This window comes from Desulfobacula toluolica Tol2, from assembly GCF_000307105.1.
GTDB classification, from domain to species: domain Bacteria; phylum Desulfobacterota; class Desulfobacteria; order Desulfobacterales; family Desulfobacteraceae; genus Desulfobacula; species Desulfobacula toluolica.
In genome coordinates this window covers 1218469-1231556 of sequence record NC_018645.1, presented here as the reverse complement: position 1 = coordinate 1231556, position 13088 = coordinate 1218469, and the positions used below count along the sequence as shown (strand labels likewise).

The window sequence follows — 13088 nt, the reverse complement described above, 5'->3', positions numbered from 1 at the left end:
AAAAATATTTTCCATGATATTTTAAACTAATAAAATAGGATAAACCTGGCAATAAAACATCACCCAAAAGGGGGAGAAACAAAAAAAATTAAATTATCTGGTGGCGAGCCGCCCAAACCACAGCCTGAGTCCGATGACTGACCCCCAGCTTGTTAAAGATGTTTACAACATGACTTTTAACGGTATGAGGACTGATATGAAGCTGTTGTGAAATTTCACGGTTGGTCTGTCCCAACCCTATTCCGGACAGAACCTCAAGTTCTCTTTGAGTCAGGGCTGAGGGCAGGGATAAATTTGCAGGATGATCTTTTCTGTTCAAAGCAGGCATGGGGACATTTTTTTCATGGATCTTATTTGTTTCATGGATCTTATTTGATTGATTGGAGGTATCAATATTCAGTGTAACCGACGAAACCAGGTTCCCGTCATTATCACGTACCGGATAGGTGACCTGCTCGTTTATGGGCAACCCCACATACGGGCATTTTGACGGCTGAACCCGCTGCTTGGAAACCATCGCAGCAAAAGCCATGCAGCTTTTAAGCCCGCATTTGCCGCAATTTGTTTTTGGTAAAAGCTTTAAAATATCGGTAACTGCAATTTTTTGAAACACCTTGAATTTCGGGATAATATCATTTTTCTTGTCAAGAATCCCATTTAAAAATTCCATTAATTTTTCCCTGAATGCTGTTGCATGTTCCCGGTCGTCCAAAGGAGATGCAATACACCTTTCAGGGTAAACAACGCAATAAACCTTGTCAAAAACAAACCGGACCAGGTTTGGATTTTCATGGAGTTCAGCTTCATCTGCAACCGCATTGATATAGGGAAACAAAAACGAGATATCTTTTTCAAAATGGATAATCGCCGTAACACAAGACCCTCTGCTTGAGCCGGGCTTTGCCATGGGACCGTCCATACAAGTATAAAAATGATTAAATCCTATTCGTTGCATAAAAAATGAGATACCACACACTCTTTTAAAAAACAACTCACGATTATATAGCGCAAATCTGGTTGCATATTTTGCAGGTCAGGGCAATTTAAAGTCTGTGCATTCATAGCACAAATACTTTTCACCTTGTCTTGAATATCCGTTGTTCCCTGATCTTATTCTTTTTTTACACTTTTAACATTTGACTGGTTCATAATCCTGGGAATTACTGGAATATTTGTGTCAAACAAGCTGTTTGCAAATTTTACAAACACTCCAAACACAATTATCGGCAAAGCAACAACTTGAATCAAAAAAATTCCAACATATAAAAATATCAGTTTCAAAAGGTTTTCTATGATATTTCCCGTGTTGCTGATTGTGTTAACAAGGGCATTTTTAAACTCCAAAGATTTGCGTTTAAGAAATGATGAGCTATTCTTGATAGTTCCTAAGACACCATCGGTCTGCGGGATTGAAAATTCCATCAATTTATCAAGTTCCGCAGACCCGAGTGCCAGTTCTTTATTTGCATTCAAAATTTTTTCTTCAAAAAAATTTTCTTGAATATAATTATTTGTAATAGCCGATATAGGAAGTGTAAACCTGGCAATTAGAATCAATAGTATGAAGCCCGTTATGATTTTTTGAAGAGCTGCCAATCTTTGGTTCTCAAACCAAATCAGAACAGATAAAACGAAAAGAAACAGGGCAAGTATAGGTGGCGCAAGTGACACACTAATCTCATAAGCCAATTTCTGAACACCCAATGACGTAATCGCAGTTACTATTACATCAGACACACGTTCAGTCATATCATCAATCGGGTCTAAAGCCTGTCCTATGGCTAAGGTTATCCCCACGCCTGCGGGTTCCAGATTCAGGTTGGAATCCTTAACAATTGAAACAGAGGCGTTGATAAGCCTGCATGTTGCATAAGCAACCCCGGCCTTGCTTATTGCCTCACGAAAGTAATCGTCAGCTTTGCTGTCTAGAATCGGAAGCCTTAACCCAGGTGAAAAGAAAAACAATATCGCCATTAAGGCTCCAACAGATGATATTACTATTTTTTGTGTTTTTATGGATTTCATTTTCACTCTTCCCTATTTCAATGTTTGGATAACGGACAGCAAGGGTTTACAAACAAGAAAAATTTTTAACAGGTCTGACACCGGGCTTATAATATAAATTTTCAAATTTTTTTCAAAGGAATCAGTGCATACGGCTTTTACAATTATTCAAATAAATTCGGAAGGTCAAGCAAGAAAAACAATTGAAGGGGAGTATCCGGTTGAACAATGCCCATGCATGGGCGCAATAACCACTTTTACCAGATGCCGGGGTTTACAAAACAGGGGCTTGGCCTTATATTATGCCAACATCAACCCAAACCTGAAAAATGTGGAGTAAACCATTGAAACAGATCATAGTTCTTGCAACCAGAAACAAGGGAAAAACAAGGGAAATCAGAGAACTTTTAAAAGGATATCCAATTGATATCAAAAACCTGGATGATTTCGGTCCCATCCCAGAGGTTATTGAGGACGGAGAGACCTTTGATGACAATGCCTATAAAAAAGCCTCTTTTACGGCAAAAATATTAGGATACCCTGCCATGGCAGATGACTCAGGGCTTTGCGTTGAAGCTCTTGACGGTGCGCCCGGCGTCTATTCCGCCAGGTATGCCGGAGAAAATGCCACGGATGCGGACAATGTCAAAAAAATGCTGGAAGAATTAAAAGACAAAGACAACCGGAAAGCCTCCTTTAAATGTGTGATTTCCATTGCGATTCCAACAGGCCCGGCCTTGACTTATGAAGGTGAGTGCCAGGGTGTTATCACCAAAGAAGCAGTTGGGGATAACGGGTTTGGATATGATCCGCTCTTTTTTTATCCTGAATTGAACAAAACCTTTGCCCAGTTGACCATTCAAGAAAAAGGCCAGGTCAGCCACCGGGGCAAGGCGTTAAAAGAAATAGCCGATGAAATGGACAAAATCATCGACTGGATTGATATCACTATGCCCAAATTCCAGCGTGCGGAATGCAAAGGAAACAACTCATGACCCCCTCCTCTTTTAAAGAGCTTGTCATTCAAAACAGATCCTGCAGACGGTTTGACAACGCTCATAAAATTGATGAAACAAAATTACGGGAACTGGTTGAACTGGCACGGAACTGTGCATCGGCTGCAAATCTCCAGCCCTTGAAATATATCATATGCCGGGATGATCAAAAAAATGAAGATATCTTTTCCTGCCTGGGATGGGCCGCATACCTGAAAGAGTGGAAAGGCCCGATAAAAGAAGAACGGCCCTCCGCATATATCGTCATCATGGGAGATCATAATATTTCCGATAAATTCTGGTGCGACCATGGCATTGCAGCCCAGACACTGCTGCTGGGAGCAAAATCCATGGGGCTTGGCGGATGCATGTTCGGTTCCGTCAATGCAAAAAAGCTCAAACAGCACTTGAATATTGATGATCACCTGGAGGTTAAACTGGTGGTGGCCCTGGGAAAACCTGTTGAAGAAATCTGTATTGATCAATTGGGTGAAGACGGTGATATCAAATACTGGAGGGATGACAACCAGGTCCACCATGTCCCCAAAAGAAAACTCAACGACATTATCATCAGCTCATGGTAAAACAATAACAATATGATAAAGTAATAATAAAAATATAATAGTAACTCAACAAAAACATTGCAAACCAACCAAAAAATGGCAAATCAACAAAAAATTCTGCTTGTCAACCCGGCATGCCTTGATGCAAGGATATCCGGAGAAGATGCCCGTATTGTTCCCATAGGCCTTTACTATATCGGGGCGCTCATGATGGATAAAGGTTTTAGCGTCAGCATCCTAAACCTGGCAGACATAAGGGATGACCCTGTTGAGGTCTTTAAAACCATTGTTTCAAGACAGCAACCGGATATCATAGGATTTTCCGTGATCAACTCCAACCGCTGGAATGCAATGGAGTGCGCAAATGCTGCAAAAAAGATCAGGCCTGATGTGACAATTGTGTTTGGCGGGCCTACACCGACATTTCTTGCAGACCATCTCTTAACCGCCTGCCCGGATATTGATTTTATTGTTACAAGCGAAGGTGAAATCACCTTTCTTGAACTTGCAACAGCGCTTGGAAACAATCGCGACAACTCCTTTGAACAGATTAACGGACTGGTCTTCAAACAAAACAACAAGATTTTCAGGACATTGCCAAGAGACCCCATTGCAGAACCGGACTCTCTGGTTCACCCGTCCAAATATTTTGCATATCAGCACCTTTCCCTGTCACGGGGATGCCCCGGCAAGTGTACCTTTTGCGGATCACCCAAATTCTGGGGAAATCAAGACTTGCGATTTCACTCCCCTGAATGGTTTGCCGATGAAATCCAGGCCCTTGTAGAAAAAGGCATCCATCATTTTTATATTTCAGATGACACCTTTACAATGGACAAGCAGCGAGTGATTGAATTTTGCAGCCTTATCATCAAAAAAAAACTTGCCATCACCTGGAACGCTATTTCAAGGGTGGATTATATTGATGCTGACATCCTGTCTGCCATGAGAAAAGCCGGGTGTATCCAATTGAGTTTTGGTGTGGAATCAGGATCTGAAAAAATCCGCAAACGCCTTGGGAAACCCATTGTACAAGATAAAATTATCACCGCGTTTTCCCTGACCGCTTCCTATGGCATCCTGCCCCGGGCCTACTTTATTTACGGGTCACCCGGAGAAACCGATCAAACCATACAAGAAAGCATTGACCTGCTAAACGCCATCAAGCCCTTAAGCGCCATATTTTACATGCTGGTTATTTTCCCGGGAACCCACCTGTATCAATCAGCCGTTCAAAAAGGCCTTGTGAACGACGATTTATGGTATCGGAAAATAGAAGACCTTCCCTGGTTTGAAATTGACGAGCAGCTTGATTTTACAAAAGTCAAAACATTTGGTGACCGGTTAAGATCTGAATTTTACAGCAACCTTGACACATTTGTCCGGCAGATCGATCTTGTGGATATAAAAGAATTATATCCGTTTCATGCACAATTTCTTTCAAGGCTTGCCATGACATTTTCCCATGGCGAATACGCGGCCGACACCCGGGTCAAAAATCAGGATAAAACAGCCAAACAGCTTTATGACAGGGCATTATCCTATGCTCCGGATGCCAGGGCATTTTTAGGCCTAGCCATGCTGCTGCAAAAACAGAGACGATTTGACCAGGCTATTTTGATACTTGAAAAAGGACTGAATCACTGGCCTGAAAACCAAGATTTAAACGTCTGCATGGGAGTAAGCCTAATGAACACGGGCCGGTTTACCAACGCATTGAACTTCTTTGAAAAATTCAAAAAGATTCCTGAAATGCACCAATACATTCAGATCTGTCACCAAAACATTGCAAGGATAAAAACATGAGCGATAAAACAAATTACAGACTTGCCAATATTCAAAACCGGGAAATAAAACTTCGGGCCGTGCGCCATGAAATCCTTGCCGTCGAATCTGAAAAAGCCCTGGAAATGATTCTTGATGCGCCCTCCCCTGCCACTTTGATACAGTCTTTTCCCGACCAGGATCTGTATTATCTCATGCATAAAATCGGGCCTGATGATTTTATTCCCATCCTGGCAATGGCAAAATCGGATCAATGGGAATATATCCTGGATGTGGAGGCCTGGGACAATGACCGGCTGGACCTTGAATCCATGACCAAAACCTTTGATCTGCTTTTCCAGGCTGATCCCCAAAGGCTTTTAAGGTGGGTTATCAAGGAAAAACCCGATTATTTTGAATTTTACCTGCTTAAAAACATGGAAATAATTGTCAGAGAACATGATGAAATTCCCCCTGAAAATTTTGATGATTACATCACTATGGATGACAAATTTTATTTCAGGTTTCCGGACAAACCCATGACAGGTGATGATAACAAATTTCTGACAGATGATGACGACAAATCTCCAAAACCTGAAAACAAAGAACAAGCCTGGGAATTAATCGAAAAAATGCTCAAGACCCTTGCAGGAATGGATCTGTCGGTTTTTCACGGCCTGCTGCTTGAAACCTGTGCCCTGCTGCCAATTGAAACCGAAGAAGAACAGTTCCGGCTTAAAAACCTGCGGCTGGCTGAAAAAGGGTTTTTACCTCCCCATGAAGCCATTGGCATTTATCAGCCAACCAGGCTTTCCGATCTTCGCAAACGACCAGATGCAGGCATATTAAAAAACAAACCGTTTGATCCGGACATTCCAATGCCTCCCCAGTTTTTCTCCCTTTTTATTAAAGGAGATAATCTGTTTGTCAAATCCCTGGAATTTTTTGATTCTGAATTTATCCTTGACCTTGAATCGGAACTTGCCGCATTGATCAATAAAGTCATTTCCGCAGACAAGATCAAGCTGAAAGCCAAACAAGATCTTGGAAGAGCCATTTCAAAAGTTTGTGATTATCTGAACCTCGGCCTTGAGGTTATCCTGAAAGGAGAACCAAAACCCGAGCTTGCAAAAAATGTGATCCATAAATATTTTCTTGAAGATATTTTCAGAACCGGTTCAAGGGCGGGCATCAAACTTAAGACAAAAGCGGCCAACTGGTTTCAGAACAGCTTCATGAACCAGAACAAGCTGCCCTTAAGTTTTCTTGGGGAAGATTTTTTAGGTTGTATTGGCGGCCTTTTTCTTGACCGGCCGTTATATTACAATGCTTATGTATCCGGTGACCTGTACCGCAATTTCAAATCAATTTCAGACATTACAAAAACCAACACGGCCCTGGAACAGATAATGGCCCTGGATACGGTTTTAGGAAAACTTAATATTGATCTGGAATCTTTTAAAGAAGGTGTCTTAACCTATAAGACATTAATCCTTACCCTCTGGGCAAAGGACCGGTTGAAGCAGGCCATGAACCTTGAACCTATTGATATGGTTTTATTTAAAGAGTTCTTTGCGGCCCTGTTTTCAAAATCCGATTCTGATGCAATAGAACACATTCCGTTAAATGACCTGATTATCTGGACATGTGAAGCAACCGGCATGAAAGAAACAGATCTGCCGGAAAAATTCTTTGAAGTGTTAACGGCTTTGATCAATGAGCTTAAAGATGAATACGGTTCGGTTGATCCTGAAAATATTGATCCCAGGTTTATCCCCCATTTTCTTTTGCGCAAAAAGAAAAACAAAAGAAAAGACAAATGACGTTAACGTTTCAAAATAAAAGTTTCATAAACACCCTGACTTCAAAACCAGGCATAATCATCTGGTATTCCAGGATACCGGATATCCTCAGGTCAATCGTCAGCAACAGCAAGTATCACCACATCCGGCCACAGGCAAATGAAATATTTAAAAAAGAGGATTTTATTTGCCCTGTTTTCAGCAAAGAAGAAATCAACACCATCAATGGTTTCAAAGCCCTTAAAAAACAGATCGAATGGATAAGCGGCAGATACCTTATCAAACAGATGGTGCAGCACATTTTTTTAAAGACAACACCCCTTGATCACATCACACTTTCCTATCTTGATCAAGGAGCGCCTTATGTTACAAACTGCCCTGATATTCCCATTTCATTGTCCCACAGCAACGATTATACAACAGTTGCATGCTGTAAAAACAAACACCAAACCATTGGCATTGATATTGAAAAAATAACCAAAAAACCGGATATTTTTTTTTTAAAAACCGCATTTACACAAAATGAGATTCTGAATTTAAAAGACAATGCAGCCCATATTTTTAAAAACTGGACCATCAAAGAAGCCTATTTAAAATATATTAAAAAAGGATTTAATGAAAGCCTGCACAAAGTTGAGGTGATCAACAATGAAATCGTGCATAATCAAAAAAAAATTAATGTGGATGTATACTCAACCTTTCTTAACGAGTATGTTTTATCCCTTATTTCTGATTAGGCTTTCTGGTTAAGATTATGATCAAACAGATCATTTGTCATGCTCAAAAACATACCCCACAGACCTGCGGCTGATAAAATGAACCGGGGTTTTGGGATTTTTTTCAAAATATTTTCTAAACCGGACAATAAAATTATCCACTGTTCTTGTGGAAGTACCCCTTGAATATCCCCAGCCCGCAGTCAACAGCATGTCTCTTGATAACGGCTTTCCTTTATTGGCAATAAATAATTTTAACAGAACAATTTCCTGATCCGTTAAAACAATTTCACCTGCAGCACATCTGGCTTTAAAAGAGACAAAATCAATATGATTGTCACCAAAATCGTATTGATCGCCCTCAAAAATTTTATACTCCTGGGTTTTGTCTTGTTTATCCTCTTGATACCAGGTCTTTTTTTTGATTAACCGTTCAACCCTTAAAAGAAATTCTTCCAGATCAAATGGTTTTGACAGATAATCATCCACACCGTATCGAAGCCCTTTGACTTTATCCTTTGTATCACCCCTGGCAGAAAGGATGAGTACGGGAATTTTTTCATCTTCCCGGCGAATGGTTTTCAGAATAGAGAACCCGTCAATCATGGGCAGCATAATGTCCAGAATAATCAAATCCGGTTCCCAGGATCTCCATTGATCAAGCCCTTCAATACCGTCTGCGGCAATCTTCACATCAAACCCCTGGAATGAAAGGTTTAAACGTATTCCGTCTGCGATATGCGCTTCATCTTCTATTACCAGGATACGCTTTTTTTCAACCGTTTCCATAATTTTTTTTCCCTGACATTGGCAATGCTTGCCCTTGGAATTGTAATTTTAAAGGTTGCACCTTTTCCTTTTCCCTTACTTGTGACCGATGTTCTCCAGCCATGGATGCTGGCAATACTGGAAACAAGGTAAAGTCCAAGCCCCGATCCTGAAACATCGTTTTTATGGATTTGATCGGATTGATAAAACTTTCTGAAAATTTTTTTTGCTTCCTTTTTGTCAACACCGATTCCATTGTCTATAAATTCAATGGTAACTTTTTGTATAAAGCTTTTAAACCGGATAATGAGCTTTGGTGCCTCTGAATCGTTATATTTTATGGCATTGGAAATAATGTTCATCAAGAGCATTTCAAACAAAAACAGATTCACCGGATAAACAATCGGCTTGCCGGATTGATTTTCAATTTCTATATCCATGTCCCTGAACAAAGAGGCATTTTTTTTACAAAAATTTTCCACCAGTTTTACAAGACTGTCCCGTGTAACTTCAGAACCAAAATTTTGACTTTCAATCCTGGCAAGATTAAGGATACTGTTGATATTTTCCGTAAGCCTATTAATATCTTCCAACATGTTTTTACTGTATTTTTTGATATCATCCGGCTCCATGGGGTGGCGGATAAAGGTTTCAAGATAAATCCGCAACGAGGTCACAGGAGTTTTTAATTCATGTGTGAAATTATAAATAAAATTATGCTGGAGCCTGAAAAGATTGACTGTCTTCTGATAATAGATAAAGGCAAGTAAAATGCCGATCAATACCACGACAATCAGAGCGCTTAAAATCAGTATGGTCATACCGGTCTTTGAAGGAAAAATTGATGTTGGATCAATATGAAACTTTAGAATAATCACCTCAAGGGCAGAGGTGATTTCCATGTACCAGCTGACCGTCAGCACAAGGAATGTGGCCAGGGCAAAAATGGAACAGGCAAAGATAAAAACAGGGTGAAGATACCATCTGGAGGGATTTAAAATCTGCATATCAACCTGTCTTTCCAATGATCCTGGAATTTCACGGCAAAACAGATACCCTTGCCTGGACAACCTTTATTCTCAACCATGCTTTTCATTGATCTGCTGTTACCTGTTTCAAGTCGGCAACCCTTTATCCGGGCGCTTCTGTTTTTTTAAATTGCGATAGTTGATCCTTTGTTTTCTCAAGGGCTTCCAGAGTATCTTTCAATTCTTTCCTGGCTTTTTCAAGCTCTTTTTGATACCGGCGTCTTTCCTCCATAAATTCAGACCGCTCAAATGCCTTTTTTACAGCATGATATAATACATTCATATCCTGCATGGGTTTAATAATATAATCCCACGCACCCAGCCTTAAGGCTCCCATGGTATCTGAAATATTGCCCGCCCCGGAAATAATAATAATCGGAATTTTTGAATTGATTTGTATAACCTTTGCAAGAACTTCCAGCCCGTCCATTTCCGGCATTCGCAGATCACACAGCACAAGATCAGGGTTTTGCTTTTCAAACAGCTCCAAACCCATTTTGCCATTTTCAGCATCAATAACGTCAAATCCGAAATCTTCGAGAAACCCAATCATACTGTCCCGGATATATTCTTCATCGTCAATAACAAGAATTTTTTTTGCGTCCGTATTGTCCATGACTGTTCTCTTTTTGTGACTGTTATCTTTAGTGATTGTTATAATTAGTTTTATAATTATCGGCTTACCAGATCTAACACCAAAAGAACCTTATTCTTGGAATGGTTTGTCTGTCAAGGATTAATCACCTTGACAGATAAAAAATGGAGCATTGACACGCCCGGCATGGATATAGTATCACATACCGGTATTGGGTCAGTCTGTTTTTTTAACGAAAATTGACATTAACCTGTCTTTACAACAAATCCAATCGGAAAATAAAATATTGAATGGAGAAAAATGAAATTTTTTATAAAATATGCAGCAATTGCAGCAGCGCTTCTGGTATACCTTATGCCTTCAAATATTTTTGCAAAGTCCCTGGTTAAAGTTCATGTCAGCATCCTGCCTCAAAAATATTTTGTTGAACAAATCGGCAGGGACAATGTTAAGGTCGATGTTCTGGTAAAACCGGGCAAAAGTCCTTCCACCTATTCTCCCTCTCCTGACCAGATAAGAAACCTTGCATCGTCTGATGTCTATTTCAGAATCGGAGTACCCTTTGAAAACGGGATTTTGAACAAAATAGAATCAATTGCCAATGCAAGAATCGTGGATACCCGCAAAGGAATTGCTTTAAGGACTGTGGAAAAACACTATCACGGCAAAGCCGCCCACACCCATGACTCTGTTCATCAAAATGTTAAAAATGCAATCGGAAAAGACCCCCATATCTGGATGAACCCGTTAATGGTAAAGAAACAGGCCCATACCATATTTCAAACTCTTTCAAACATTGACCCTGATCACAGGAATATATATAAAACCAATTACGACCTGTTTTCTCTGGAACTTGATGCCCTTGACAAGCGGCTTAAAACAATACTCAAACCTTTAAAGGGACAAAATCTGTTTGTTTTCCATCCCAGTTTCGGGTATTTTACGGATGCTTACGGATTGAAACAGGTTGCCATTGAAACCATGGGGAAAGCACCCAAGGGAAAAGAGCTTTCCAATATTATAAAACTTGCGAAAAAACAAAAAGCACGGATAATTTTTGTCCAGGCCCAGTTTGACCGGAATGCAGCAGAAAAAATAGCATCAGCCATAAAGGGTACGGTTGTATCCATTGATCCTCTTGCCTATGATTATCCGTCCAATATGGAAAACATAGCACAAACCATTATCCGGGCATTGAAAAAACAAACAAATGAAACTGAATAACGACCCTGAAATCATATTGGATAATGTCTCATTTGCTTACAAACAGCGCAATATTCTGGAGGATGTGAATCTTCAGATCAAGCAAAATGAATTTGCAAGCATTGTCGGCCCCAACGGCGGCGGAAAAACCACCCTTCTAAAACTGGTACTGGGCCTTATCAAACCGGATAAAGGCAAAATAAGCATATTCGGAAAAACTCCCGACCAAGTCAGACAAAGGATCGGATATATGCCGCAATACGCCCACCTGGACATGGATTTTCCAGCCAATGTCATGGATGTGGTCATGATGGGCAGGCTTTCAAAAACGACCCTGTGGTTTTCAAAAAAAGACCGGGTTGAAGCCTTAAATTCCATTGCTGAAGTGGGTATGACTGATTTTATTGATACGGAATTCAATGAACTTTCCGGCGGCCAGAAACAGCGCATCCTCATTGCAAGGGCTCTTTGCAGCCGCCCGGATATAATGCTGCTGGATGAACCCACCGCCAATGTTGATCTAAAGACAGAAGAAAACCTGTTTGCCATTTTACAAAAACTCAATTCAAACATGACCATTCTGCTGGTATCCCATGATCTGGGATTTGTTTCAAAATATGTCAAAAGCGTGATATGCGTAAACCGCCGGGTGGTAATTCACCCCACAACACTTATGGACGGGACATTGATAAAAGACATTTACCATGGCGATCTTAGAATGGTGCGCCACGACCACAGATGCAGTGAAACAGGACACACCTATGATTGAGATAATGCATGCTGTCATGGACCCGGACAACCTGTTTTTAAAGTACGCGTTTATCATGGGCGGACTGGCCTCAATTTCTTTTGGCATCATCGGTACATTTGTCACAACCAAACGAATCGGATACCTTGCCGGAGCCATTTCCCATTCCGTGTTCGGCGGCATCGGGCTTGCACTTTTTCTGCAGGTAAGGGCAGGACTGACATGGTTTGATCCGATTTTAGGAGCTGTCCTTGCTGCGATTATTGCCGCCGTGATTGTAGGGCTTGTGAGCATTCATGCAAAAGAACGCGAAGACACAATTATCGGAACTCTATGGGCACTGGGAATGGCATCCGGAATACTGCTCATCGACAAGACCCCAGGTTATTTCAATCTCAGTTCTTACCTGTTTGGGGATATCCTGCTGATTTCAGGCAAAGACCTTTTGTATGTGGGGTGCCTGGACGCAATGGTTCTAAGCCTTTCCATTCTTTTTTTCAACCAGTTTTTCAGTGTTTGCTTTGACAGTGAGTTTACGTCTTTGAGGGGAATCAACACCACTTTTTTCTATCTTTTACTGCTGATTCTTACTGCTCTTACCGTAGTTCTCCTGGTCAGAATTGTCGGAATCGTGCTGGTTATTGCATTGCTGACCATCCCGCCTGCCATTGCCTCATTTTATGCCAGGCGACTGTGGCAGATGATGCTCTATTCCATTTTATTGTGTGCATTTTTCACATGGGCAGGCCTTGGATTGAGCTATTCATTCAGCCTTTCCAGCGGGCCTGCCATCATTGTTTTGAGCGGTTCGGTCTATCTTATTCTACTGGTTGTCCATAATGTATTAAAAAAATATTAAAGCAATCATGAAGCGATCGCCTTCCCCGGAACAATTGCTGCCG

13 protein-coding genes are annotated in these 13088 nt (G+C 40.8%); 8 read left to right on the top strand and 5 right to left on the bottom strand.

Translation table 11 applies throughout. The annotated features are described in order from the left end of the window. Positions 1-88 precede the first annotated feature (88 nt). Together TOL2_RS25230 and TOL2_RS05730 are read right to left on the bottom strand one after the other, a co-directional pair. Entirely contained in the window at positions 89-907 is an 819-nt protein-coding gene (locus TOL2_RS25230) for a LuxR C-terminal-related transcriptional regulator (protein ID WP_232508082.1), read from the bottom strand. 203 nt (positions 908-1110) lie between these two features. Then, the gene (locus TOL2_RS05730) at positions 1111-2025 is read right to left on the bottom strand and encodes a hypothetical protein (protein WP_014956567.1); all 915 of its coding nucleotides are present in this window, start codon (positions 2023-2025) and stop codon (positions 1111-1113) included. 323 nt (positions 2026-2348) lie between these two features. Between TOL2_RS05730 and TOL2_RS05720 the strand changes: the two genes are divergently transcribed. The 5 genes from TOL2_RS05720 to TOL2_RS05700 all read left to right on the top strand — a co-directional run bounded on the left by TOL2_RS05720 (position 2349) and on the right by TOL2_RS05700 (position 7865). Then, on the top strand, positions 2349-2999 hold the full coding sequence (locus TOL2_RS05720; protein WP_014956566.1) for an XTP/dITP diphosphatase: 651 nt from the start codon (positions 2349-2351) through the stop codon (positions 2997-2999). Continuing rightward, a complete protein-coding gene (locus TOL2_RS05715; RefSeq protein WP_014956565.1) occupies positions 2996-3583 on the top strand; it encodes a nitroreductase family protein in 588 nt (195 codons plus the stop codon). The genes TOL2_RS05720 and TOL2_RS05715 overlap by 4 nt, the downstream gene beginning before the upstream one ends. Positions 3584-3658: 75 nt before the next feature. After that, positions 3659-5368, top strand: coding sequence for a B12-binding domain-containing radical SAM protein (locus tag TOL2_RS05710; RefSeq protein WP_014956564.1), 1710 nt, complete (start codon positions 3659-3661; stop codon positions 5366-5368). Beyond that, on the top strand, positions 5365-7149 hold the full coding sequence (locus TOL2_RS05705) for a DUF6178 family protein (protein WP_014956563.1): 1785 nt from the start codon (positions 5365-5367) through the stop codon (positions 7147-7149). The genes TOL2_RS05710 and TOL2_RS05705 overlap by 4 nt, the downstream gene beginning before the upstream one ends. Then, positions 7146-7865 (top strand): 4'-phosphopantetheinyl transferase family protein, encoded by a 720-nt coding sequence (locus tag TOL2_RS05700; RefSeq protein ID WP_014956562.1) that lies wholly within the window; start codon positions 7146-7148, stop codon positions 7863-7865. The genes TOL2_RS05705 and TOL2_RS05700 overlap by 4 nt, the downstream gene beginning before the upstream one ends. A gap of 30 nt (positions 7866-7895) precedes the next feature. Here TOL2_RS05700 and TOL2_RS05695 read toward each other — a convergent pair whose 3' ends face one another. The 3 genes from TOL2_RS05695 to TOL2_RS05685 form a co-directional block, all read right to left on the bottom strand. Next, on the bottom strand, positions 7896-8633 hold the full coding sequence (locus TOL2_RS05695; protein WP_014956561.1) for a response regulator transcription factor: 738 nt from the start codon (positions 8631-8633) through the stop codon (positions 7896-7898). Further along, entirely contained in the window at positions 8600-9619 is a 1020-nt protein-coding gene (locus TOL2_RS05690; protein ID WP_041279836.1) for a sensor histidine kinase, read from the bottom strand. The genes TOL2_RS05695 and TOL2_RS05690 overlap by 34 nt, the downstream gene beginning before the upstream one ends. Before the next feature lie 124 nt (positions 9620-9743). Beyond that, the gene (locus TOL2_RS05685; RefSeq protein WP_014956559.1) at positions 9744-10256 is read right to left on the bottom strand and encodes a response regulator; all 513 of its coding nucleotides are present in this window, start codon (positions 10254-10256) and stop codon (positions 9744-9746) included. A 279-nt stretch (positions 10257-10535) separates the two neighbouring features. On the opposite strand from TOL2_RS05685, the gene TOL2_RS05680 reads away from it, so the two are divergent. The 3 genes from TOL2_RS05680 to TOL2_RS05670 are packed head-to-tail and all read left to right on the top strand — an operon-like array spanning position 10536 to position 13045. Then, on the top strand, positions 10536-11459 hold the full coding sequence (locus TOL2_RS05680; RefSeq protein WP_014956558.1) for a metal ABC transporter solute-binding protein, Zn/Mn family: 924 nt from the start codon (positions 10536-10538) through the stop codon (positions 11457-11459). Next, positions 11446-12207 (top strand): metal ABC transporter ATP-binding protein, encoded by a 762-nt coding sequence (locus TOL2_RS05675; RefSeq protein WP_014956557.1) that lies wholly within the window; start codon positions 11446-11448, stop codon positions 12205-12207. Before TOL2_RS05680 ends, TOL2_RS05675 begins: the two co-directional genes overlap by 14 nt. Continuing rightward, positions 12200-13045, top strand: coding sequence for a metal ABC transporter permease (locus TOL2_RS05670; protein WP_014956556.1), 846 nt, complete (start codon positions 12200-12202; stop codon positions 13043-13045). The genes TOL2_RS05675 and TOL2_RS05670 overlap by 8 nt, the downstream gene beginning before the upstream one ends. The last annotated feature ends 43 nt before the right edge of the window (positions 13046-13088 follow it).